This is a genomic window from Streptomyces sp. NPDC050704, from assembly GCF_040654355.1.
Classification (GTDB): domain Bacteria; phylum Actinomycetota; class Actinomycetes; order Streptomycetales; family Streptomycetaceae; genus Streptomyces.
Map to the genome: position 1 here is coordinate 32,861 of NZ_JBFAHW010000057.1, position 23,066 is coordinate 55,926.

20 protein-coding genes are annotated in these 23,066 nt (G+C 71.6%); 9 read left to right on the forward strand and 11 right to left on the reverse strand.

All coding sequences use genetic code 11. The features are described 5' to 3' along the window. Positions 1–3 precede the first annotated feature (3 nt). The 3 genes from AB0I18_RS29755 to rsmH form a co-directional block, all read right to left on the reverse strand. Entirely contained in the window at positions 4–1,956 is a 1,953-nt protein-coding gene (locus AB0I18_RS29755; protein ID WP_363108696.1) for a penicillin-binding protein 2, read from the reverse strand. A gap of 5 nt (positions 1,957–1,961) precedes the next feature. Further along, positions 1,962–2,543, reverse strand: coding sequence for a hypothetical protein (locus AB0I18_RS29760; protein WP_363108697.1), 582 nt, complete (start codon positions 2,541–2,543; stop codon positions 1,962–1,964). Positions 2,544–2,618: 75 nt separating this feature from the next. Further along, a complete protein-coding gene (rsmH, locus tag AB0I18_RS29765; protein ID WP_363108698.1) occupies positions 2,619–3,575 on the reverse strand; it encodes a 16S rRNA (cytosine(1402)-N(4))-methyltransferase RsmH in 957 nt (318 codons plus the stop codon). A 362-nt stretch (positions 3,576–3,937) separates the two neighbouring features. Between rsmH and AB0I18_RS29770 the strand changes: the two genes are divergently transcribed. The 4 genes from AB0I18_RS29770 to AB0I18_RS29785 all read left to right on the forward strand — a co-directional run bounded on the left by AB0I18_RS29770 (position 3,938) and on the right by AB0I18_RS29785 (position 9,529). Then, the gene (locus AB0I18_RS29770; protein ID WP_363108699.1) at positions 3,938–4,546 is read left to right on the forward strand and encodes a carbonic anhydrase; all 609 of its coding nucleotides are present in this window, start codon (positions 3,938–3,940) and stop codon (positions 4,544–4,546) included. A gap of 197 nt (positions 4,547–4,743) precedes the next feature. After that, entirely contained in the window at positions 4,744–5,781 is a 1,038-nt protein-coding gene (locus tag AB0I18_RS29775; RefSeq protein ID WP_363108700.1) for a MoxR family ATPase, read from the forward strand. Beyond that, a complete protein-coding gene (locus AB0I18_RS29780; protein WP_363108701.1) occupies positions 5,781–7,133 on the forward strand; it encodes a DUF58 domain-containing protein in 1,353 nt (450 codons plus the stop codon). The genes AB0I18_RS29775 and AB0I18_RS29780 overlap by 1 nt, the downstream gene beginning before the upstream one ends. Beyond that, positions 7,130–9,529, forward strand: coding sequence for a DUF3488 and transglutaminase-like domain-containing protein (locus tag AB0I18_RS29785; protein ID WP_363108702.1), 2,400 nt, complete (start codon positions 7,130–7,132; stop codon positions 9,527–9,529). The genes AB0I18_RS29780 and AB0I18_RS29785 overlap by 4 nt, the downstream gene beginning before the upstream one ends. Before the next feature lie 336 nt (positions 9,530–9,865). On the opposite strand, the gene AB0I18_RS29790 is transcribed toward AB0I18_RS29785, so the two are convergent. The 3 genes from AB0I18_RS29790 to AB0I18_RS29800 all read right to left on the reverse strand — a co-directional run bounded on the left by AB0I18_RS29790 (position 9,866) and on the right by AB0I18_RS29800 (position 12,220). Further along, a complete protein-coding gene (locus tag AB0I18_RS29790) occupies positions 9,866–10,276 on the reverse strand; it encodes a DUF3040 domain-containing protein (protein WP_363108704.1) in 411 nt (136 codons plus the stop codon). Positions 10,277–10,551: 275 nt separating this feature from the next. Next, positions 10,552–11,379: a methyltransferase gene (locus AB0I18_RS29795; RefSeq protein ID WP_363108706.1), complete on the reverse strand. Its 828-nt coding sequence runs from the start codon at positions 11,377–11,379 to the stop codon at positions 10,552–10,554. Between the two features lie 247 nt (positions 11,380–11,626). Next, positions 11,627–12,220, reverse strand: coding sequence for an SAV_6107 family HEPN domain-containing protein (locus AB0I18_RS29800; protein WP_363108708.1), 594 nt, complete (start codon positions 12,218–12,220; stop codon positions 11,627–11,629). Positions 12,221–12,412: 192 nt separating this feature from the next. Between AB0I18_RS29800 and AB0I18_RS29805 the strand changes: the two genes are divergently transcribed. The 5 genes from AB0I18_RS29805 to AB0I18_RS29825 all read left to right on the forward strand — a co-directional run bounded on the left by AB0I18_RS29805 (position 12,413) and on the right by AB0I18_RS29825 (position 18,546). Further along, positions 12,413–13,267 (forward strand): ATP-binding cassette domain-containing protein, encoded by an 855-nt coding sequence (locus tag AB0I18_RS29805; protein WP_363108730.1) that lies wholly within the window; start codon positions 12,413–12,415, stop codon positions 13,265–13,267. Further along, positions 13,239–15,356, forward strand: coding sequence for a YhgE/Pip domain-containing protein (locus AB0I18_RS29810; protein ID WP_363108709.1), 2,118 nt, complete (start codon positions 13,239–13,241; stop codon positions 15,354–15,356). The genes AB0I18_RS29805 and AB0I18_RS29810 overlap by 29 nt, the downstream gene beginning before the upstream one ends. Before the next feature lie 11 nt (positions 15,357–15,367). Continuing rightward, positions 15,368–16,009 carry a TetR/AcrR family transcriptional regulator gene (locus tag AB0I18_RS29815; protein WP_363108710.1) on the forward strand — a complete coding sequence of 214 codons (642 nt, stop codon included), beginning with the start codon at positions 15,368–15,370 and terminating at the stop codon, positions 16,007–16,009. Between the two features lie 360 nt (positions 16,010–16,369). Continuing rightward, entirely contained in the window at positions 16,370–16,984 is a 615-nt protein-coding gene (locus tag AB0I18_RS29820; RefSeq protein ID WP_363108711.1) for a DUF4126 domain-containing protein, read from the forward strand. A 44-nt stretch (positions 16,985–17,028) separates the two neighbouring features. Then, positions 17,029–18,546, forward strand: coding sequence for an NAD(P)/FAD-dependent oxidoreductase (locus tag AB0I18_RS29825; RefSeq protein ID WP_363108712.1), 1,518 nt, complete (start codon positions 17,029–17,031; stop codon positions 18,544–18,546). Positions 18,547–18,559: 13 nt separating this feature from the next. Here AB0I18_RS29825 and AB0I18_RS29830 read toward each other — a convergent pair whose 3' ends face one another. The 5 genes from AB0I18_RS29830 to AB0I18_RS29850 all read right to left on the reverse strand — a co-directional run bounded on the left by AB0I18_RS29830 (position 18,560) and on the right by AB0I18_RS29850 (position 23,061). After that, a complete protein-coding gene (locus AB0I18_RS29830) occupies positions 18,560–19,513 on the reverse strand; it encodes a hypothetical protein (RefSeq protein ID WP_363108713.1) in 954 nt (317 codons plus the stop codon). A gap of 57 nt (positions 19,514–19,570) precedes the next feature. Further along, positions 19,571–20,494 (reverse strand): methylenetetrahydrofolate reductase [NAD(P)H], encoded by a 924-nt coding sequence (metF, locus tag AB0I18_RS29835; RefSeq protein ID WP_363108714.1) that lies wholly within the window; start codon positions 20,492–20,494, stop codon positions 19,571–19,573. Positions 20,495–20,601: 107 nt separating this feature from the next. Beyond that, positions 20,602–21,270, reverse strand: a complete 669-nt coding sequence (thiE, locus tag AB0I18_RS29840) for a thiamine phosphate synthase (RefSeq protein ID WP_363108715.1) — start codon at positions 21,268–21,270, stop codon at positions 20,602–20,604. Between the two features lie 77 nt (positions 21,271–21,347). Further along, on the reverse strand, positions 21,348–21,719 hold the full coding sequence (locus AB0I18_RS29845; protein ID WP_363108716.1) for an Rv2175c family DNA-binding protein: 372 nt from the start codon (positions 21,717–21,719) through the stop codon (positions 21,348–21,350). Between the two features lie 112 nt (positions 21,720–21,831). Next, positions 21,832–23,061 carry an FAD-dependent oxidoreductase gene (locus tag AB0I18_RS29850; RefSeq protein WP_363108717.1) on the reverse strand — a complete coding sequence of 410 codons (1,230 nt, stop codon included), beginning with the start codon at positions 23,059–23,061 and terminating at the stop codon, positions 21,832–21,834. Between the last annotated feature and the right edge of the window lie 5 nt (positions 23,062–23,066).

A 23,066-nucleotide genomic window follows, 5' to 3' on the forward strand; every position in this document is an offset into this window, starting at 1 on the left:
TGATCAGGGCGTGAAGGTAACGGGAAGCCGGGCGGCCGCGGCACCGGTGGGCGGGACCTGAAGGGTTTTCAGGGCGAATTCCAGGACTTCCTTGTAGACGGGGCCGCAGATCTGACCGCCGAAGTAGCTCCCCTTGGTGGCGTTCTGGATCGCGCAGTAGACGGTGACCCGGGGGTTGTCCGCGGGCGCGAATCCGGCGAAGGACGAGGTGTAGCCCTTGTACCGGCCGGTGGCCGGATCCACACGGTTGGCCGTGCCGGTCTTGCCCGCGACGCGGTAGCCGGGGATACGGGCCTTGGTGCCGGTACCCTCCTCGTCGTCCACGACGGACTCCAGCATCTGTGCCAGTGTTTTTGCGGTCTTCTCGCTCACGACCCTTGTCTTCTCGGGCTTGGCGGCCGGTGTGAAGCGTCCGTCGGGCCCCTTCGTGCCGCGGACGAGCGTCGGTTCGACGCGTACGCCGCCGTTGGCGATCGTGGAGTAGACGGAGGCCGCCTGCATCGCGTTGAGCGACATGCCCTGGCCGAAAGGGATCGTGTACTGCTGGGAGGTCGACCACTGGCTGGCGGGCGCGAGGATGCCCTTGGTCTCGCCGGGGAAGCCGAGTCCGGTGTAGCCGCCGAGACCGAACTTGCGCAGATACGAGTACAGGACCTGGTTGGCCTGCGGCTGCGTTTTGCCGAGCTGGCCGGTCGCCAGGATCGTGCCGATGTTGCTGGACTTGGCGAGTACGCCGTTGAGCGTCAGATACCAGGTCGGGTGGTCGATGTCGTCCCGGAAGAGCCGGTCGCCGCGGTGCAGCCGGTTGGGCACGGTCACGTGCGTCGCGGGTGTGGCGGCGCCCTCCTCAAGGACGGCGGCCATCGACATGACCTTGGCGGTGGAGCCGGGCTCGTAGGCGTCCTGGAGCGCCGCGTTGCCCAGGGCGTTCGCGTCGGCCTGGGAAAGGTCGTTCGGGTCGAAGCCGGGCGAGTTGGCCATCGCGAGGATCTCGCCGGTCTTGTTGTCCTGCACTATGACGTACCCGCGGTCCGCCTTCGACTCCTCCACCTGCTCGGTGATGGCGTTCTGCGCGGCCCACTGGATGTCACGGTCGATGGTCAGCTCGACCTCGGAACCGGCCACGGCGGGCTTCTCGGTGGAGCCCGCGGTCGGCACCTGCCGCCCGCCCGACTGGGCGTATCGGATCTCGCCGTCCTTGCCGGACAGCTCCTTGTTCAGCTGCTGTTCGACTCCTCCGCCGCCCTTGCCGTCGGCGTTGACCCAGCCCAGTATCCCGGCGGCCAGGTCGCCGTTCGGATAGACCCGCTTGCTGCTGGGCTCCTGGAAGACGCCCGCCAGGACGTTCACGGCCGTCTTGTCCTTCTGGGCCTTGTCGGCGAGCGTGCTCTTCAGGTCCTTGATCTGCGTCCAGACCTGCGGGGTCTGGCGGCGGGCGAGTACGACGTACTGGGTGCCCTTGGTCCGGAGCCTCTTGGCCAGCGCGTCGGATTCCGTGCCGAGGATCGGTCCGAGCAGCGCGGCGGCCTGTTCGGGCGCGTCGTCGATCTTCGTCGCCTTCCGCGTGAACATCGTGGGGTCGGCGGTGATGTCGTTCGCGTCCACGCTGATCGCCAGCTCGACGCCGTCGCGGTCGGTGATCCCGCCGCGCTCGGCGGCCAGGGTGCGGCTGAGGTACCGGTTCTGCTCGGCCTTGGCGGTGTACTCGCTCGCGTCGACCGCCTGTACCTGGAGGAGCCGCACCACGAAGGCGATCAGCACCAGGGCCAGGGCCAGGCTGACCAGGCGGAGCCGTGGGCGGGGGCTGCCGAGCCGGATGGCGCGCGGGCCCTGCGGGCGGGGCACGACGGGCCGGCGCGCGGGCCTGGCGGCCGGACCGGGGCGCCTTCTGCCACTGGGTCGTACGGGCCGGGCGGGCGCGGGCACTCGGCGGCGCGGGGGTTCCCTGTCGGACACTTCCGTCACCTGCCGGGGCTCGTGGAGGACTGCGGAGACGTGGCGGACCGCGGGGTCGCGGGCAACTGCTGGTTCGCCGGGAGCCGCGGGTTCGTGGCGGACTCCGCGGCCGGGGTCGGCGTGGCGCTCGGCGTCCCGCTGGGCACCGGGCTCTCCGTGGGCGTCGGAGCCGGTGCGGGGGCGAGCACCTCGGGCGGGCGTACCGGGACGGACACCGCCCCCTGGGCGGCGGGGCTCGGGACCCCGCGGACGGTGCCGTCGGGGTTGAGGAAGGCCGGATCGCCGCCGGGCACCATGCCCAGCTCGCGGGCCCGGCGCTGGAGCGCCTCGGGGGCGGAGTAGGCGTCCACGTCCCGCTGGAGCGCCTGCTCCTCGTCGGTGAGGCTCTTCGTGTCGCTCTGGAGGTCGTCGAGCTTGAACGAGCCCTCGCTGAGGGCGGAGTTCAGGACCAGGAGGCCGATCAGGCCGCCGCCGAGCAACAGGACGACCAGGAGCACGAAGGGCGTACGGGCGGCCTGCCCGGGTCCGGTCGGGAAGAGCCGCGCGAGCCGGGCCGCCCTCCCCTTCAGTTCGGGTTTCCTACTCACTCGTCCTCCCGGTGCGTCGGCGTTCGCGACCCGGGCGCGCGGTGAGTTCGGTTCCCCGGCTCATACGTCCTCCCGTCACTCGGCGTCCTCCCGGATGCGCTGCGCCCCGCGCAGCCGTGCCGGTGCGGCCCGCCGGTTCTCCGCGACCTCTTCCTCGGTAGGGAGTTCGGCACCGCGCGTCAGCAGCTTGAGCCGGGGCTGGTAGCGCTCGGGGACCACGGGCAGCCCGGGAGGCGCGGTGTTGGCGGCGCCCGCCGCGAACACCTGCTTGACCAGCCGGTCCTCCAGGGAGTGGTACGACAGCACGGCGATGCGGCCCCCGACCGCGAGGACCTTCACGGCAGCCGGAATCGCGCTCTCCAGGACGGTGAGTTCACCGTTCACCTCGATGCGCAGCGCCTGGAAGGTGCGCTTGGCCGGGTTTCCTCCGGTGCGCTTCGCGGCCTGCGGCAGGGAGTCGCGGATCAGCTCCACGAGCCGCGCGCTGTTGCTGAACGGCTCCTTGGCACGCTCACGCACGACCGCGGACACGATCCGCTTGGCCTGCTTCTCCTCGCCGTACGCCCTGAGGATCCGTACGAGTTCGCCCGGCGGGTAGGTGTTGAGCACCTCGGCCGCGCTGATGCCGGTCGTCTGGTCCATGCGCATGTCGAGCGGGGCGTCCTGGGCGTAGGCGAATCCGCGGTCCGCCTCGTCGAGCTGCATGGAGGAGACGCCGAGGTCGAAGAGGACGCCCTCGACTCGCGGGAGTTCCAGGCGGTCGAGCACGTCGGGGAGCTCGTCGTAGACCGCGTGCACCAGGGTGGCCCGGTCACCGAAGGGGGCGAGCCGCTCCCCGGAGAGGCGCAGTGCCTCCTTGTCGCGGTCCAGGGCGACGAGGCGGGCCTCCGGGAACCGGGTGAGCAGGGCCTCGCTGTGGCCGCCCAGACCGAGCGTGCAGTCGACGACCACGGCTCCCGGCCGCTCCAACGCGGGCGCCAGCATGTCCAGGCACCGCTGGAGCATCACCGGGACATGTCGACTCTGGCTCAAGGGGCCCTCTCAGATCCGGCGCGGCGACCACGCACCGCCGGGTCCCCGCCCGCTCTGTGAAGGGGAAGGCCTGCCGGCGCCGGAAGCGTCAGCCGACCGGGAGCGGGAGGAGGCCGAGCCGTACGTGCGCGCCGCGCACGCGGGGAGATTCCGGCACGTCGCCGGTCCTCCGGGGATAGCTGTCCAGCAGGGAGAGCGTCTCGCCTCCCGCTTCGCGTCACTTTAGTCCACGGTGTCTCGCGGTCAATGAACCGGCCCGCGCGTGGCGGCCCCTCCCGCCAGGAACCGGCAAACCGGAAAGATCCACCCGAACGGGGGAGCTCAATCCACCCTTGTGGGTTACCTCACAACAACACTCATTGATGTTCTTTGTCCCCTCTCACAGCAGGCCCGCACCGACGGTGACCATTACCGTCATAGGTATGACGACTTCTGCATCCGTTCCCGCAGAGCCCGAAGGCGCCATATCCATCGACGGCACGGTCACGGACCGCCTCGTCGAGGCCAACGAGCGGTACGCCGCCGAGTTCGCCGATCCCGGGATGGACGCCCGTCCCGTACTGCACGTCGCGGTCGTCGCCTGCATGGACGCCCGGCTCGACCTGCACGACGCGCTCGGCCTGCAGCTGGGCGACTGCCACACCATCCGCAACGCGGGCGGCGTCGTCACCGACGACGTGATCCGCTCCCTGACCATCAGCCAGCGGGCGCTCGGCACCCGGAGCGTCATACTCATCCACCACACCGGCTGCGGCCTGGAGAACCTCACCGAGGACTTCCGGCACGAGCTGGAGGACGAGGTCGGACAGCGTCCCGCCTGGGCGGTGGAGGCCTTCCGGGACGTGGAACAGGATGTGCGGCAGTCCATGCAGCGGGTGCGCACCTCGCCGTTTCTTCTGCACACTGACGACGTACGTGGTTTTGTGTTCAACGTGAAAACGGGCCTGCTGCGTGAGATCGATCCCACTTAATCACCCACTCAAAAGGCACAAAGCCTGACATAGCGCAGCCAGTTATCCACAGGCGAGTGACACGAACCGGTAACGGCAACAAGAATGCGGGTGTGGCGTCACGCGGAACTTTTCGCGCGTGGTGTCCGTGTTTCGGGGTGGGCCGGTCCGCATCGCAGAGCGTCGGCCCGGAGAAAGAACGGGCCGAGGAGGGCCGGGTGACGACCTATGACGATCGAGCGAGCCTTACAGATCTGACCACCACCGTGGAGAGAATCCGCGGGTCGGTGGAGGAAGTGATCGAAGGCAAGCCAGAGGTCGTACGGCTTTCGCTGACCGTGCTGCTCGCCGAGGGGCATCTTCTGATCGAGGATGTTCCGGGCGTCGGCAAGACCATGCTGGCCAAGGCGCTGGCAAAGTCCATCGACTGTTCGGTACGGCGTATTCAGTTCACTCCCGACCTGCTGCCCTCGGACATCACAGGTGTGTCCATCTGGGATCAGCAGCGCCGGGAATTCGAGTTCAAACCTGGCGCGATCTTCGCGCAGATCGTGATCGGCGACGAGATCAACCGGGCCTCGCCGAAGACCCAGTCCGCGCTCCTGGAGTCGATGGAGGAGCGCCAGGTCACCATCGACGGGCACACCTACGAACTGCCCGGCCCCTTCATGGTGGTGGCCACCCAGAACCCGGTCGAGATGGAGGGAACGTATCCACTGCCCGAGGCGCAGCGGGACCGCTTCATGGCCCGCGTCTCCATCGGCTATCCCAGCGCGGAAGCCGAGCTGCAGATGCTGGACGTCCACGGCGGGGTGAACCCGCTGGACGACCTCCAGCCGGTGGCGCACGCGCACGAGATCGTGAAGCTCATCGACGCGGTCCGCTCGGTGCACGTCGCCGACCCGGTCCGGCGGTACGCGGTGGACCTGGTCTCCGCCACGCGCACCCACCCGGACCTGAGACTCGGCGCCTCACCGCGCGCGACGCTGCATCTGCTGCGCGCGGCGAAGGCGTCCGCCGCGCTCAGCGGCCGGGAGTACGCGCTGCCTGACGACATCCAGGCACTCGCCGTGGCCGTCCTGGCACACCGCCTGCTGCCCACTGCCCAGGCGCAGTTGAACCGCCGTACGGCCGAGCAGGTCGTCCAGGAGATACTTCAGCGCACGCCCGTGCCCGCGGCGCCCCAGGCCCCGAGCGGTCTGGCCATGGGCCGAGGCACTCCCTCGTTCGGTCAGCAGCCGCCCCGGAGGCTGTGATGACCACCGGAGGGATGCCGGCGGCGCAGGCCGAGGAGGACAAGGGCGGGCTGCGCACGGCACTCGCCGGCCTCACCACGCGCGGCCGGTCCTTCCTGGCCGCCGGGGTGGCGGCCGCCGTCTGCGCGTACGTCCTGGGGCAGAGCGATCTGCTCCGGGTCGGGCTGCTGCTGGCCGTGCTGCCGCTGGTCTGCGCGACCGTGCTGTACCGCACGCGCTACCGGGTAGCCGGCAGCCGCCGGCTCTCCCCCGCGCGGGTACCGGCGAGCTCCGAAGCCCGCGTCCATCTGCGGATGGACAACGTCTCACGGCTGCCCACCGGGCTGCTGATGCTCCAGGACCGGGTTCCGTACGTGCTGGGGCCGCGGCCCCGGTTCGTGCTGGACCGGGTCGAGGCGGGCGGCCGGCGCGAGGTGTCGTACCGCGTGCGCTCGGACCTGCGCGGCCGGTATCCCCTGGGGCCCTTGCAGCTTCGGCTCAGCGACCCCTTCGGGATGTGCGAGCTGACCCGCTCCTTCTCGACGTACGACACCCTGACGGTCATCCCGCGCGTGGAGGCGCTGCCGCCGGTGCGGCTGACCGGCGAGGCGAAGGGGTACGGCGACGGGCGGCAGCGCTCGCTGGCGCTGGCCGGCGAGGACGACGTGATCCCGCGCGGATACCGGTACGGCGACGATCTGCGCCGTGTCCACTGGCGCCTGACCGCGCGCTACGGCGAGTTGATGGTGCGCCGCGAGGAACAGCCGCAGCGGTCCCGCTGCACGGTGCTCCTCGACACGCGGGGCATCGCCTTCGAGGGTGCGGGCCCGGACTCGGCCTTCGAGTGGGCGGTGTCGGGTGCGGCGTCCACGCTGGTGCACATGCTCGAACGGGGCTTTTCGGTACGGCTGTTGACAGACACCGGCAATTCGGTGCCCGGGGAGGGCGCCGACGGGTTCGCGGGCGCCAACCAGGAGTCGGCGGACGCGGCGGGACTGATGATGGACACCCTCGCGGTGGTCGACCACTCCGACGGTACGGGCCTGTCGTCGGCGTACGACGTGTTGCGGGGCGGGAACGAAGGGCTGTTGGTGGCCTTCCTCGGCGACCTGGACGAGGAGCAGGCGACGGTGCTCGGCAAGATGCGGCAGCGCAGCGGCGGGGCGGTCGCCTTCCTGCTGGACAGCGAGACGTGGGTGCGCGGAGCCGCCGACGAACAGAGCGAGGAGCGGCTTCGGATGCTGCGCGAGGCGGGCTGGACCGCCCTGGTCGTCCCGGCGGGCGCGAGCCTGGCGGATCTGTGGCGCGAGGCCGACCACCAGCGAAATGGGGTCGCCTCCACGGGGAGTACGGCAGGGGGTGGTGGCTCATGAGCGGGCGCGCGCGACTCGCGCTGTGCGCCGCGGCGGCGACGCTGATGGCAGCCTGTGCGCTGCTGCCGCTGGTCGACCCGGCGAGTTGGATCCTCCAGGCCGCGTTCCTGGTCGCGGTACAGACCGGGGTGGGCGCGGCGACCCGGCGGGTGCCGCTGGCCCGGGCGGTGACGATCGCGGTGCAGGCACTGGTGTCCCTGCTCCTGCTGACGCTGATGTTCGCCCGTGAGCAGGCCGTCGCCGGGCTCCTGCCCGGTCCCGACGTGTTCCGGTACTTCGGGGTGCTGCTGGAGGCGGGCGCGGACGACGTGGGGCGGTACTCGATCCCGGCTCCGCTGTCCGACGGCATCCAGCTGATGCTGGTCGGCGGTGTCCTGGTGATCGGGCTCGCGGTGGACGCCCTCGCGGTGACGTTCCGCAGTGCGGCCCCTGCCGGTCTGCCGCTGCTCGCGCTGTACTCGGTCGCCGCGGGCCTCTCGGACGGCGGGGCGGGATGGCTGTGGTTCCTGCTGGCGGCCGCCGGCTATCTGGTGCTGCTGCTGGCAGAGGGCCGCGAGCGGCTCTCGCAGTGGGGCCGGGTCTTCGGCGGCGGGCCTCGCGCGCCCAGTACGGAGACACCGGGCGGCGCGGTCGCGCCGGTCCGTACGGGGCGGCGCATCGGCGCCGTCGCGCTCGGCGTCGCCCTGGTGGTGCCGCTGGCCCTGCCCGCGCTGGACGGCGGGCTGCTGGACGGCACGGGGACCGGTGTCGGCACGGGCTCCGGAGGCGGCGGCACGATCTCCGCGGTGAACCCGCTGGTCTCGCTCCGCGACAGTCTGAACGTGGACGAGGACCGCGAGGTCATGTCGTACCGCACCAACTCCGAGCAGACGCAGGATCTCTACCTGCGGATCGTCGCGCTCGACGAGTTCGACGGCACGGCGTGGAAGCCGGCCAAGCGCCGCATCGAGGATGTGCCGGGGTCGTTGCCGACTCCGCTGGGCCTCGGTGACGAGGTCGGCCGCACCGAGATCCAGACGAGGATCTCGGCGGCGAACTGGTACGCCCAGGACTGGCTGCCCATGCCCTACCCGGCCACTCAGGTCGACATCGGCGGCAAGTGGCGGTACGAGCCCATGGGGCGCACGCTCGTCGGCGACCACGGCCAGACCACGCGCGGACTGGACTACACGGTCAAGAGCCTCATCGTGCAGCCGACCGCGGAGCAGCTCGCCAACGCTCCGGACGCTCCGGCCCCGCTGCGGCGCGAGTTCACCGAGGTGCCGGATTCGCTGCCGCCGGTGGTGGCCGACACGGCGCGGGAGGTCACGGCGGGCTCGGCCAACAACTACGAGCGTGCGGTGAAGCTCCAGGACTGGTTCGCGCTCGAAGGCGGCTTCACCTACGACACGGAGGTGCAGGTCGGCAGCGGTTCCCAGGCGATAGCGCGCTTCCTGAGGGACAAGGAGGGCTTCTGCGTCCACTTCTCCTTCGCGATGGCGTCGATGGCCCGCACGCTGGGCATACCGGCCCGCGTCGCGGTGGGCTTCACGCCGGGCTCGCCGCAGGCCGACGGCACGAACTCGGTCGGGCTGCGGGACGCGCACGCCTGGCCCGAGCTGTACTTCGAGGGCGTGGGCTGGACCCGCTTCGAGCCGACGCCGAACCGGGGCACGGTTCCGGAGTACACCCGGACGGACACGCCGGGCACCACCGTCCCCAACCCCGACCTCCCCTCGCGAGCGGCGTCCTCGGCGCCCTCCGCCGCGCCTTCGGCCAGCGAGAGCTGCACGGCGGCGGAGAAGAAGCTGGAGCAGCCCTGTGGCAGCGAGTCTCCGCAGGCGGCGGTCGGCGGGAGCGGCGACGGGCCCTTCTCGTTGTGGAACCTGCTGATCATCCCGGCCGGGCTCGCCGTGCTCGCGTTGCCGCTGCTGCCGATGCTGTGGCGGCTTCGGGTACGGTCCGTGCGGCTCGGCACGCACGGACGCACCGAGGAGGACGCCGCGGCTGCCACGCTGGCGGCCTGGCAGGAAGTGACCGATACGGCGTGGGACTTCGGTATCTCGCCGGACGACTCCCAGACGCCCCGTAAGGCGGCGGCCCGGATCGTCCGCATCGGGCACCTCGATCCGACGACCGCGACCTCCGTCCACCGGATCGCGGACGCGGTGGAACAGGTCCTGTACGCGCCGCGTCCCCGGCCGACCGCCGGTCTGGCCCAGGACGTCCGCCGGATGGTCGCGGGCCTCGGCGTCACGGCAAGCCGTGGCACGCGCTTCCGCGCACTGCTCGCACCGCGCTCGGCCGTACGGGTGGTGTGGGCGATGTCCGAGGGCTGGATCTCGCTGAAGGCCCGGGCAGTGGCTCGCTGGACGGCGGTCGTTCGTCGGCCGTCCGGACAGGGCAGCGGCGGCTGAGAACAGTCGTCGCAAGAGGTCCCAAGAGGGGCGCCTGCCCGGACGGGTAGGCGCCCCTTCTGCTTGCGCGGGGCGCGGGCGGCCCTGCGGGCGGGGCGGCGCGGGAGACGGTGACCGGCGAACTGCGCGGACGAGGCGCTGGGCTGTGAGGCGTGAGAGGGCGCCCGGCACGGGCAGGCGCCCGACGCTCTCAGGCGGGCCTCAGACGGCCTCAGACGGGCAAGGGACGGCGAGCGAACAGCTACCGACCAACCGCCGCCACCAGGGCACGCCGAAGGGGCGGCCACCCCAAGGTGGTCACCCCTTACCTGCGTCTGTCAGCCGGTGCCCGGAGGGCTACTGGCCACCCTGATCGTCACGGCGCCGCTGCCAGCGCTGTTCGATGCGGTCCATCATGGAGCGCCGCTGCCTGCCCTGACGGCGCGCGGGCGGAGTTCCGGCGCCCGGCGTACCCGCGGCGGGCTGCTCGCCCGGCTTGGGAGCCTTGCGCCAACCGGTGACGGCGAGCACCGCACAGCCCAGCATGACGAGAAAACCCACCACACTGACCCAGATCTGCTGCGCGACCATTCCGGCCATGAGGAGCGCGATACCTACAAGAAAGCCCGCGACCGCTTGGTAGACCCGTCGCCGGGTGTACGTACGCAGCCCGCTTCCCTCAAGCGCTGTCGCGAACTTGGGATCTTCGGCGTACAGCGCTCGCTCCATCTGCTCGAGCATTCGCTGCTCGTGCTCCGAGAGCGGCACGGCGTCCTCCTCATCGTGCAGTCGCCGGGGCGACCGGGGGTCCCCTTCAGGATAGGCAGGGAATCGCCCCCGTGAAACCCGCCCCTCTGCGCCAATTCGCCAACCGGAACCCGCCATGGCGCTCCGGCTCACTGAAGCGTAGATTCCCCAGCGACCGGCCCGTCATGCCGGACGGTCTCCCTCGATCATACGGCTCCGAGCGCCCGATCGGGGGGCCTGTGGCGTACTCCATCTGCTGTCGCGCCCCTGATCAGCGGTGCGTCACGGGAGGCGGGTCAGCCCTCGGCGGACTCCCGCGTCTCACCGAGCACATGGAGCTGCGTCGCCACAGCGTGGAAGGCGGCGAGTTCAGCGGCCGCGGCCTCCAGTTTCAGCAGGGCGTCCAGGGCCCCCGGCTCGGTGTCCACGAGGACGCCGGGGACCAGGTCCGCGAAGATCCGTACGCCGTGCACCGCACTGACTCGCAGGCCCGCGCCCTCGACCAGACCGGTGAGCTGTTCGGTCGTGAAGCGCCGGGGTACAGGATCACCCTCGCCCCAGCGGCCGTCCGGGTCACCGAGCGCCTGACGGGCCTCCGTGAAGTGCCCGGCGAGAGCGCGCGCGAGCACCGCGCCGCCCAGGCCGGCGGCGAGCAGACTGAGCACGCCCTCGGGGCGCAGCGCCCCGACCGCGTTGCGGATGCCCTCGGCCGGGTCGTCCACGTACTCCAGCACGCCGTGGCAGAGCACCGCGTCGTAGCCGCCGCGCTCGACGACGTCGAAGAGGCCGTGCGCGTCGCCCTGGACGCCCTGGACACGGTCGGCGACGCCGGCCTCGGCGGCCCGGCGCTCCAGCGCGAACAGCGCGTTCGGGCTGGGGTCCACGACGGTGACGCGGTGGCCGAGGCGGGCGACGGGCACCGCGAAGTTGCCGCTGCCGCCCCCCGTGTCGAGCACGTCGAGCGACTCCCGGCCGGTGGCCTTGACCCGGCGGTCGAGGGCGTCCTTCAGGACGTCCCAGACCACTGCGGTACGGAGAGATGCGCGGGGTCGAGAGGGGTCGGAGCGCAGCGACGCCGGCTGAGGGCGGTGGTGGGAGACGGGCGGGCGCATCGGGTCCGACACGGCAGTTGACTCCTCGGCGCGGCACCGCCTCGTGTACGGCGGAGCGATGGGGACACCTCCCCCGCCCTGTCCGGAGGGGAGATTGCAGGCGTCACCAACCCTATTGCCTCCCGCCCGGTCCCCGGCTCCCCCGTCTCACGCGACGGACCTCCGGTCTCCGACAGGCCCCATGACCGGCCCCGGTCCGCCGGGAGTGCCGGGAGTACGGAGGGCTTGCGCGGCCCGGGCCACCCCGGCGAACGGCCGGTCACCCCGCGTCCGGCACGTCTGGCGCGTCCCGCGCGTCCGGGCTACCCGGGCCGCCCGGTGCCTCCGGGGTTCCCTGGTCGCCCTCCTGCCGCGGCTGGGGCAGGACGGGCTGCAGGACCAGCATGCGCTCGACGAGGCGGAGGAACATCGCCACGTCGCGCAGCAGGTCGTCGGCGTCGCGGTTGCTGGCCGCGCCCTGTATGCCCGCCTCCGCGCGTGCCCGGCGGCGGGCCCCGGAGGCGAACAGCACGCTCCACTCGGCGAGTTCGGGCGCTATCTCGGGGAGCACTTCCCAAGCGCTCCGGATCTTCGCGCGGCGCCTCGCGGAGGTCTCCGGGCGGCCCCGGGCGGCGAGCACGGCGGCGGCGGTGCGCAGGGCGGCGAGGTGGGCCGTCGCGTACCGCTCGTTCGGCGTTTCCAGCAGGGCCGCCTCGTCGAGTCCGGCGCGGGCCTGGGTGAGCAGGTCGAGGGCGGCGGGCGGGGCCGTGGCCCGGCGGAGCACGGGGTGCACGTCGCTCGCCGGACCGGTCAGTGAGGGGGCAGGGCCGGAGACGCGGCGCCGACGGGCGGCGGCTGCGGAAGAGGTGGCCATGACGAACCTCCTGTCGTCTGTGTGACGGCACGTCCCGATACGGGGCGCCGTATGTGCCCATCGTGAGGTATGCCACTGACAATCCGTTCTGACCTGGGCTTTTGCTTCGATCGAAAGTTCGGGCTAGTTTTTGCACTGACCAGTCAGTTCAAAAGGGTGGCGGGTTCAAGGACTCGGAGGGTGGGGGAAGTTGTGGACGGTTCGCACGCACTCGGCGTCACGGCCGAGGACTTCGGGCTCAGGGGCCCTCGCGGCTGGGCGTTCCGCGGAGTCGGTGCCGACGCGGCTCCCGGCTCGCTGATCGCGATCGAGGGGCCCTCGGGATCGGGCCGTACGTGTCTGCTGCTCGCGCTCACCGGGCGGATGAAGCCCACCGAGGGGCACGCGAGGGTCGGACAGTTCGAGTTGCCCAAGCAGATGGCGGCCGTCCGCAGGTTCAGCGCGCTCGCCCATGTGCCCGGCGTCACCGACCTGGAGCCGTCCCTGTCCGTCGCCGAGCACCTGCGGGAACGGGCGCTGCTGCAACGGAGGTTCGGCGGTTCCGTACGCGGGCTGCTGCGGCCGCGTGCCATGGGAGGGCTCCCCGCCCGATCGGAACCGGGAGCCCGTGGCAGGGCGACGGAGGCACGGCTGCGGATCGATGCAGCGCTGGCCGTCGCCGGGCTCGACCGGGAGGCGCTGCCCAAGGGCTCCCGGACCGCCGTACGCGACCTGGAACGGCTTGAGGCACTGCGCCTCTCCATCGCCCTCGCGCTGATCGGCCGCCCGCGACTGCTCGGCGTCGACGACACCGACCTGAAGCTCTCGGAAGCCGAACGGGCCGAGATGTGGACCCTGTTGCGCTCGATCGCCGAGGCCGGGACCACGGTCCTGGCGGTCTGCGGCGAAGCGCCCGAGGGCGCGGTCGCGGTGTCCACCAAACCCGCCCCCGAGTCCACCGGCCCCTCCCCGGAGACCGACGCGGCCGACACGGTCGACACCGCCGACGAAGCCGACAAGACAGACAAGGAGGCGGCCGATGCGCTCGCCGAAGCTGGCCGCGCTTGAGCTCAGGCGCTTCGGCAGGGGGAGGCTCCCGCGCGCGGCGCTGGTCTCGCTCCTGCTGCTGCCCCTGCTGTACGGCGCCCTCTACCTGTGGTCGTTCTGGGACCCGTACAGCCGTCTCGACCGCCTCCCCGTGGCTCTTGTGAACGAGGACAGGGGGGCGACGGCGGCCGACGAGAAGATCGTGATGGGCGACGAGATCACCAAGGGCCTGCGCGAGAGCAGGACCTTCGAGTGGCACGAGGTGAGCGCCGCCGAGGCCCGCGAAGGCGTCGAGGACGGCACGTACTACCTGTCCCTGACCATGCCGTCCGACTTCAGTAGGAGGATCGCGTCCAGCTCGGGCGACTCCCCGGAGACGGGCGCCCTCCAGGTGCGTACGAACGACGCGAACAACTACATCGTCGGGCAGATCTCCCGGACGGTCTTCGGCGAGGTGCGTACGGCCGCGTCGACGAAGGCCTCGCGGTCGTTCCTCGACAGGATCTTCATCTCGTTCTCCGATCTCCACGGGGAGACCGAGAAGGCCGCCGAGGGGGCCGACAAGCTCAAGGGCGGTATCGGGAAGGCGAAGAAGGGCTCCAAGGACCTCGCCGACGGGCTGAAGGACGCCGAGAAGGGCAGCGGCAAGCTCTCCTCGGGCCTGACCAGGCTCGACAAGGGCGCGGGTGACCTGGAGGACGGCTCGCGGCAGGTCTCGGAGGGCACGCAGGCACTCGCGGACAAGGTCAACGGCGTCGCGGACAAGGTGGGGCCCTTCCTGAAGGGCAACGAGAAGGAGATCGGCGACACGGCGCAGCTCGTCGCGGACTCCGCCTCGGCCGTCCGCCGCAACCTCGACACGCTGGTGAAGACGGCACCGACCGCCGCCAAGGGAGCCCACACGGCCTCCGACACGCTGAACGGCGTCTACAAGGCGCGCTGCGCGACCGGGGCCGAGGCAGGGGCAGGGGCCGGAACCGTGGTGCCACTGCCGGACGCCGCCTGCCCGGAGCTCAGGAAGGCCAAGGAGGCGGCCGCTGACGTGGCGAAGGTCGCCGACGACGTCAAGGCCCTGGTGAGCGGCCAGGACGGCGATCTGGACGCCCTGGACAGGCACCTGGCCACGCTGCAGAAGCAGGCCCAGGCGCTGGCCGACCGCTCGCCCCGTCTCTCCGAGGACCTCACCACCGCCGTCTCCAAGATCAACGAGCTCAACAAGGGCGCGGGAAAGGTAGCCAAGGGGGCGAAGACCCTGCACACGGGGCTCGGCACGGCCAAGACCGGCGCGGCCGACCTCGACACCGGTGTCGGCGACCTCAGGACGGGCGCGACCGACCTCCAGGGAGGCATGTACAAGCTCGTCGACGGCTCCGGGAAGCTCGCCGGCGGACTGCACGACGGCGCCGAGCAGATACCCGACTACGGCAAGAAGGACCGCGACCGGCGCACCGAGGTCATGGCCGATCCGGTCCAACTGGCCTCGAAGGACCTGCACAAGGCGCCCAACTACGGCACCGGTTTCGCCCCGTACTTCATTCCGCTCTCCCTGTGGGTGGGCGCGATGGTGGCGTACATGCTGATCCAGCCGCTCAACCGGCGCGCGCTCGCGGCGGGCGCCGCCGCCTGGCGCATCGCGCTGGCGGGCTGGCTGCCGGTGGTCGCGCTGGGGATGCTCCAGACGGTCGCGCTGATGTCCGTACTCCACTGGGGGATCGGCCTCCAGATGGCGCGGGCGGCCGGGACGGTGGGCTTCCTGTTCCTGGTGACGGCGTGCTTCGCGGCGATCGTGCAGTGGCTGAACGCACGCTTCGGAGCGGCCGGCCGGATCCTCGTCCTGGCCTTCCTGATGCTCCAGCTGACGTCGGCGGGCGGTACGTACCCCGTGCAGACCAGTCCGGGGTTCTTCAACGCGATCCACCCCTTCATGCCGATGAGTTACGTCGTCGACGCCCTCAGGAGGCTCATCACGGGCGGCGGCCTGGGCCCGGTCTGGCAGGCGTGCGCCGTCCTCGCGGCCTTCACGGCGGGCGCCCTCGCACTCACGGCCCTGTCCGCGCGGCGCAAGCAGGTATGGACCCTCGACCGACTGCACCCGGAGCTGAGCCTGTGACAATCAGGGCCATGGAAAGCAGCAGGACGGTGGAAAGCGGCGGCGGCCGGAGACAGGCGACCAGGCAGAAGCTCTACGAGGCGGCGGTGACCCTCATCGCCGAGCAGGGCTTCTCGGCCACCACGGTGGACGAGATCGCCGAGCGTGCCGGAGTGGCGAAAGGCACGGTCTACTACAACTTCGCGAGCAAATCCGTCCTCTTCGAAGAGCTGCTCCGGCACGGTGTGGGACTCCTCACCGCCTCCCTCCGGGAGGCGGCCGAGAAGACCGCCCTGGACGGCGGCAGCAAGGTCGACGCGCTCGACGCGATGATCCGGGCGGGGCTCGTCTTCATCGACCGCTATCCGGCCTTCACACAGCTCTACGTGGCGGAGCTCTGGCGCACCAACCGGGCCTGGCAGTCCACCCTGATGGTGGTCCGGCAGGAGGCCGTCGCGGTCGTCGAGGGCGTGCTGCGCGACGCGATCGCAGGCGGCGAGCTGAGCGAGGAGATCGACATCCCGCTGACGGCGGCGGCGCTGGTCGGCATGGTGCTGGTCGCGGCCCTGGACTGGCAGGCCTTCCAGCCGGAGCGCTCCCTGGACGACGTCCACGCGGCGCTGTCGAGGCTGCTCCAGGGACGGGTCAGCGGCGGACAGCCGCGACACAAGTGAGCGCCGGTCCGAGGTGGCCGCGTCCCCCGCGGGCCACGCCGGACCGGCGCCCCTTTTGTGCTCCCCCCGTATTTCCCCCGTGCTCCCCCGTTGGTTCCCCCCGTTTTCGGTCTCCCCCGGGTCCCCCGTGCCTCGCTCCCGCCGAGTGTTCGGCGGAAGGAGCGGTTAAGGGCGCTGCACCGTTCCGCCGCCCCGTGTCGGCGGTACCGGAGCCGCGCCCCTTTCCGTGCCTCCACTCTGTCGTTCGCGCAGGTCGGCACCCATCCGCGCTTCTACTCAACTCACTCACTAGGTACGGATACTCAGCACTGCGCACTCAAGCCCAGGACGCACCGTTGCCGACTGGTTACTATCGCGTCCGTGTCCGTACTCCCCCTGGTGTTCACCAGCGGCTGGGCCAGCGGCGTCAACGCCTACGCGGTGGTGCTGCTCCTCGGCATCTTCGGCGCGACCGGTCTCACCGACGAGGTGCCCGAGTCGCTGCAGCGCCCTGAGATCCTCGTCACAGCGGGCGTCCTGTTCGTCTGCGAGGCCGTCGCCGACAAGATCCCGTACGTGGACTCGGTGTGGGACTCGGTGCACACCGTGATCCGGCCGGCGTCCGGGGCCGTCGTCGGGGCGCTGCTCGCCGGGCAGAGCGGTTCGCTGCCCGATCTGGCGGCGGGCGCGATCGGCGGCTCGACGGCACTGGCCAGCCACGCGGTAAAGGCCGGGACGCGGATGGCGGTCAACAGCTCGCCGGAGCCGTTCAGCAATTTCGTGCTCAGCACCGCCGAGGATCTCGGGGTCGCCGGGGTCATCACCTTTGCCATGTTCCATCCGCAGGCCGCCGCGATCATCGCGGGCGCCCTGCTGCTCGCCGGGCTGCTGATGCTCTTCTTCCTGATCTCGCGGATCAGACGCTTCCGGCGCCGCAGGGCCCAACGCCGGGAGGAGAGACGGCTCGCGGGGCGGGCGAGCCGGTGGCCCGGCTGACCTCGGCCGACTGATTGTCAGTGGCGGCCGATAAAGTCGTCGGCATGGCAGGGATTGCGGTGATCGGCGCCGGGATGGGCGCGATGGCGGCCGCCGCCCGGCTGGCCGTCGCGGGCCACCGGGTGGTGGTGTACGAGCGCGCGGCGACGTACGGCGGAGCGGTGGGCCGCTTCGAGCGCGACGGCTTCGCGTTCGACACCGGGCCGGGACTGCTCCAACTGCCCGCGGTCTACCGCGACCTGTTCGTCAAGACGGGCAAGGAGCCCCTGGAGGCGTGCGTCGACCTGGTCCAGGTCGACCCGGCGGCGCGGCACGTCTTCGCCGACGGGACGGAGGTCTCGCTGCCCAACGCCTCGCGTGCGGGGGTCGTCTCGGCCCTGGACGAGGCGCTCGGGGCGGGCACGGGCGAGCTCTGGGGCGACTTCCTGGTCCGGGCGCGGGAGGCCTGGGACCGGACCCGCCGGCCACTCCTGGAGGAGCCGCTGTGGCCCAACTGGCAGGTGCTGGCCGAGCGCGAGCCCTACCCCGCGCTGAGCCGGCGCCGGTTGCTGCGGACGCGTACGGCGCGGACGCTCGCCGAGGTGGGCGCCTGGGAGCTGGGCGACCCACGGCTCGCCGCCCTCCTGGAGAGCTACGCGCTCGCGTACGGCCTCGACCCGCGCGTCGCTCCGGCGAGCGCGGCCGTCCTGCCGTACATGGAGCACGCGTTCGGCGCGTGGTATGTGCGGGGCGGGATGCGGGAGTTGGCGCGGGCCGTGTACGAGCGGTGTGTGGCCCGCAGGGTCGAGTTCCGCTTCGGGGCGGGCGTCGAGCGGATCGTCGAGAAGGACGGCCGGGCGGCGGGCCTGGAGCTGGCGGACGGGACAGTCGCGGACGCGGACTTCGTCGTCGCGGGGGTCGCGCCCACGGTGGTGGACCGCCTGAGTTCCGGTACCGCGGGACCCGGCGACGGCGAGCCCGCTCCGCAGCGGGGGCTGTCGAGCCTGCTGACGGTGCAGCTGGCTCTGCGCGGTGGACGGCCGGAGGGCGCGGCGCACCGGACGGTGGTGCACGCGGCAGACCGTGACGAGGAGCTGGACCGCCTGTTCGGCGACAGCTTCGCCATGGCGAGGCGGCCCACGGTCACGGTGACCCGGGTCGACGACTCCGCATCCGTCCCGGCCGGCGAGCATGAGGCGGTCACGCTGACAGCGACGGTGCCCGCATACCGCGACGCCCCGGACCGGACCTCGCGCGAGCTCTTCGCCGAACAGGCCGAGCACCTGATCGCCCACGCCGAACGGGCCGTACCGGACCTCCGCGACCGCCTCCTCTGGCACGAGGTCCGCACCCCGTGGGACATCGCGGAGGCGACCGGTGCGGACGGCGGCGCGGTCCCGGCACCCGCCCTGGCGGGCGCCCACGGACACCTGCTGCACCCGTCCAACAGCACCCGCATACCGGGCCTGTTCACGGTCGGCGGCTGGGCGCACCCCGGCGGCGGACTGCCGCACGCGGGCATGTCCGGTGCACTGGTCGCCGGACTGATCGTGGAGGGGCCGGACTTCCGGGGCTCACAGTGAAGCCCCGGCGGGCTCAGTAGCGGTACTGCTGCTCGTCGTACCCGCCGCCGTGCTGCCCGTTGCCATTGCCGTTGCCGTCGTACGGATACGGCTGCTCCGGCGGGAGTTCACCGCCGTACGGGTCCTCGGTGGTGCGCTGCTGCGGCACCCAGACGCCGCCCGCCGGGGTCTCGCCGCCGTAGGTGCCGGTACCGGTGGCGTACGGGTCCTGGGTGTAGCCCTGCTGCGGGTACTGCTGCTGTGAGGCGTCGTAGGACGGCTGGCCGTACGAAGCGGCGTCGTAACTCTGCGTGCCGATGTACGGGTCGGAGTAGGCGGCGTACTGCTGCTGCCCGTTGTCATAGCCGTACTGCTGCTGGTCGTAGCCGGTGTAGCCGTCGTACGCGAAGTTCTGCCCGGGGTTCTGGCCGAGCGGGTCCTGGGCCTGGGCGGCGGCCGCGTAGGCCGGGTCGGTGGCCGCGGCGTAGGCGGCGTCGTCGTACACGCCGTACTGGCCGGTGTCGTCCGGCAGCGGCTGCGGCTGGAAGACGCTGGTGGACTCGGCGGCGCTCTCGGGCCGGTGTCCGAAGACCGAGTCGTCGCGCCCGTAGGCGTCGTCCTGGCCGAAGTCCGGGCGGGGGTACGTTCCGCTGTCCGCCGCCTGCAGGTCGGAGACCTCCAGCGACGGGTCCTGGTACTCCGGTTCACCGCGGCGGCGCTTGCTGGCGCCCGGACGTCCGGTGACGGCCCAGCCGGACGCGAAGCCACTGCGGAACGACAGCGTGACGTACGTCTGGCCGACGGCGAAGGCGGCCGCGCCCAGACCGATGACCACGACGGAGGGAATCAGCACCCCGAGAACCACCCCGAGGAAGCCCGCGAAGGCCAGCAGCCGCCAGCGCAACCGCGCCTTGTACTGCAGCAGCACCTCGCCGAGCAGCCACAGCGCGACGATGCCGAACGCGATGTAGAGGACCGTCCAGCCCATGTACGCCCCTCTCCCAGGTGGCCGCTACGCAGTGTGTCGTACGACGAGGCGACCGGTCTAGGCCTGCTGTGCGTGATGCAGTCCCAGATTCTCGTAGATTTCCAGCGTCGCGGTGGAGTTGTTCAACGTGATGAAGTGCAGCCCGGGGACTCCCTCGGCCAGCAGCCTCGCACAGAACTCCGTAGCGAACTCGATGCCAATGGAGCGTACAGCCGCCGGATCGTCTTTGGCTGTGAGGATCCGCTCCTTCAGGGCGTCGGGGAACGCGGCGTTGCTGAGCTTCGGGAGCCGCTCCAGCATCTTCACGCTGGTCACCGGCATGACCTCGGGGATGACCGGGGTCGCGCAGCCGGCCGCGACGACCCGGTCACGTAGCCGCAGGTAGGACTCCGGGTGGAAGAACATCTGCGTGATCGCGTAGTCGGCGCCGACGCGGCACTTGTCGACGAAGTGCGCCACGTCCCGGTCCCAGTCGGCCGAGCGCGGATGCATCTCGGGGAAGGCCGCGACACCCACACAGAAGTCGCCGGACTCCTTGATGAGCTGGACGAGTTCGGCCGCGTAGGTCAGGCCCCGGGGGTGCGGGATCCAGTCGCCCATGGGGTCGCCGGGCGGGTCGCCGCGCACCGCGAGCATGTTGCGGATCCCGGCGTCGGCGTACTGGCCGATGATGTTGCGCAGTTCCGCGATGGAGTGGTTGACCGCGGTGAGGTGGGCGACCGGGGTGAGCGTCGTGTCGGCGACGATCTGCTGGGTCTCCTTCACCGTGCCGGCGCGCGTGGAGCCGCCCGCGCCGTACGTCACCGACACGAAGTCGGGAGCGACGGCCTCGACCCGGCGGAGCGCGTTCCACAGGTTCCGCTCGCCTTTCGGGGTCTTCGGCGCCGAGAACTCGAACGAGTACGTCGCCTTGCCGGTCGCGAGCATGTCACGCACGGTGCGTGCGCGGTCAGTCCTGGTGGAAGCAGATCCGAGGGCCATACCCGCAGGTTAGCCAGGGTGCGACGGTCACCCAACCGGATGCGGAGAATTGGCCCGATTTGTCTACGTGCTGTCCATCCTTCGGACAACCGCCGTGCGCGGCGGAGTCACGCGGCCCGCAGCCGCTTCGCGAACTCCGCCGCCGCGGCACCGGGGTCGTCGGCCTCGGTGATCGCCCGTACGACGACCACCCGGCGGGCGCCCGCTTCGAGCACCTCGTCGAGGTTGCCGAGGTCGATGCCGCCGATGGCGAACCAGGGGCGGTCGGTGCCGAGCGCCGCCGCGTAGCGCACCAGGTCGAGGCCCGGTGCGTGGCGCCCGGGCTTGGTGGGGGTCGGCCAGCAGGGGCCGGTGCAGAAGTAGTCCACGCCCTCCTGGACCGCGGCGGCCGCGACCTCCGGCTCGGCATGCGTGGAGCGGCCGATCAGGATCTCGTCGCCGAGGATCGCGCGGGCGGCCGGAACGGGCAGGTCGCCCTGGCCCAGGTGCAGCACCTCGGCGCCGATCGGGTGCGTGGTGCGGGACGCGTGGGCCACGTCCGCCCGGTCGTTCACGGCGAGCAGCTTGCCGTACATGTGGCACTTGTCGGCGAACAGCTCCAGGTACCCGAGCTCCTCGTCCGCCTCCATGCCCTTGTCCCGCAGCTGCACGATGTCCACGCCGTTCTCCAGGACCTCGTCCAGGAAGTCGGCGAGGTCACCCTGGCGCTTGCGGGCGTCCGTGCAGAGGTAGACCCGGGCGTCGGCGAGCTGCGCGCGTGCGGTGGATTCGGGCATGCGTGGGTTCCCCGTGTCGTGTCGGTGGCGTACGGGCCGTGAACGGCGCGGCCCGTACGCCGGTCGGCGTGATCAGCTCAGACGGCGAGCGCCTGGGCGCGGCGCTTCACCTCCGTGCCGCGATTCTCGCTGAGAGCCTGCGCGGGGGTGCCGGGCAGGCTCGGGTCGGGGGTGAAGAGCCACTCGAGCATCTCTTCGTCACTGAAGCCGTCGTCCCGCAGGAGCGTCAAAGTGCCGGTCAGGCCCTTGACGACCTTCTGCTCGGCCCCGTCGATGAAGGCGGCGGGGACGTGCAGCGCGCGGTTCTCACCACGGCGTACGGCGATCAGCTGGCCTTCCTTGACCAGTTGCCGGACGCGCGTCACCTCGACGCCGAACTGTTCGGCGATGTCGGGGAGGGTGAGCCAGGCGGGGACGAGAGCATCGATCTTTGCGTCAATCTCGGTCACGAGCACAAGCCTGCCACGACCCTGGCCTGGGACGCACTCTTCTGCCCGCGGGCAGAAGCCTTCGGGACACCCCCGGATCGCCTTCGGCACGGGCGCCCGACCGCCCGGGGAGTCAGATCGTGGTCGTCTTCAGGGGTCGCGACGGGTCCGAGAGCAGCGCGGGGTCCATTCGGGTGCCCGCCTCGATCAGCCGCCGTCCCTGTGCCAGGTCCCGCGGCCGGCCCACCGCCAGGACCGCGACCAGGCGGTCCTCGCGGAGCCAGCACACCGACCAGGACGGGCCGGTCGGGTCGCCGCGCCAGACGGCGGTGTCGGCGGACGCGTGGTGGCCCGCGTACTGGACGAAGCGGCCGAACTGCTCGGACCAGAAGTACGGCACGGGGTCGTACGCGGCGGCCGTCTCGCCGACGATGTTCGCGGCGACCGTGCGAGGGCCCTGGAGTGCGTTGTCCCAGTGGTGGACCAGCAGGCGCTCGCCGTACCGGCCCGACGGGAAGGAGGCGCAGTCGCCGACCGCGTACACGTCCGGCACTGAGGTGCGCAGATGGTCGTCCGCGACGACCTCGCGATGGGCGCCGAGCTCGATCCCGGAACCGGCCAGCCAGGCCGTGGCGGGCCGCGCCCCGATGCCGACGACGACCGCACCCGCGGGTACCCGCGAACCGTCGTCCAGAACCACGGCGCCGGGCTCGACGCGCTCCACGCGCGCGTGGGTGCGCAACAACGCCCCGCTGTCCGCGTACCAGGCCGCCATGGGGGCGGCCACCTCGGCGGGCAGGGCGCCCACCAGCGGCCGGTCGGCGGCCTCGACGACGGTCACCGCACAGCCCGCCTCGCGCGCCGCCGTGGCGAACTCGGCGCCGATCCAGCCCGCGCCCACCACCACGATGTCGTGCTGCCGGGCGAGTACGGGCCGCAGTCGCTCGGCGTCGTCCAGCGTGCGCAGCAGATGGACTCCGGGGACGCCCTCGGCGCCCGGCAGATGGATCGGTTCCGCGCCGGTGGCGACGACCAGGACGTCGTACGGGACGGGCCCGGCGGCCGTGTCGAGCTCGTGCCGGCGAGGGCGCAGGCCGGTCACTTCGAGGCCCAGGCGAAGCTCGACGCCCAGCGCCTCGAAGTCGACGTCGAAGGCGGAGCCCTCCGCCTTGCCGAGGAGTACGGCCTTGGACAGCGGCGGCCGGTCGTAGGGCTGGTGGGGCTCCGCGCCGATCAGCGTCACGGTGCCGGTGAAGCCCCGTTCCCGCAGGGCCACCGCGGTCTGCACCCCGGCCATGCCCGCGCCGACGATCACGACGTTCCGTCCCGTCGTCGGGCTCCGTCCCTGCGTCTGCTCGCTCACACGAT

Bases quoted from the DNA above. Each gene is read 5' to 3' on its own strand.
- metF (WP_363108714.1), bottom strand. From the start codon at position 20,494: ATGGCCCTCGGATCTGCTTCCACCAGGACTGACCGCGCACGCACCGTG.
- AB0I18_RS29800 (WP_363108708.1), bottom strand. From the start codon at position 12,220: ATGGCCACCTCTTCCGCAGCCGCCGCCCGTCGGCGCCGCGTCTCCGGC.
- AB0I18_RS29830 (WP_363108713.1), bottom strand. From the start codon at position 19,513: ATGGGCTGGACGGTCCTCTACATCGCGTTCGGCATCGTCGCGCTGTGG.
- AB0I18_RS29770 (WP_363108699.1), top strand. From the start codon at position 3,938: ATGTTCTTTGTCCCCTCTCACAGCAGGCCCGCACCGACGGTGACCATT.
- AB0I18_RS29815 (WP_363108710.1), top strand. From the start codon at position 15,368: ATGGAAAGCAGCAGGACGGTGGAAAGCGGCGGCGGCCGGAGACAGGCG.
- AB0I18_RS29785 (WP_363108702.1), top strand. From the start codon at position 7,130: ATGAGCGGGCGCGCGCGACTCGCGCTGTGCGCCGCGGCGGCGACGCTG.
- thiE (WP_363108715.1), bottom strand. From the start codon at position 21,270: ATGCCCGAATCCACCGCACGCGCGCAGCTCGCCGACGCCCGGGTCTAC.
- AB0I18_RS29810 (WP_363108709.1), top strand. From the start codon at position 13,239: ATGCGCTCGCCGAAGCTGGCCGCGCTTGAGCTCAGGCGCTTCGGCAGG.
- AB0I18_RS29780 (WP_363108701.1), top strand. From the start codon at position 5,781: ATGACCACCGGAGGGATGCCGGCGGCGCAGGCCGAGGAGGACAAGGGC.
- AB0I18_RS29825 (WP_363108712.1), top strand. From the start codon at position 17,029: ATGGCAGGGATTGCGGTGATCGGCGCCGGGATGGGCGCGATGGCGGCC.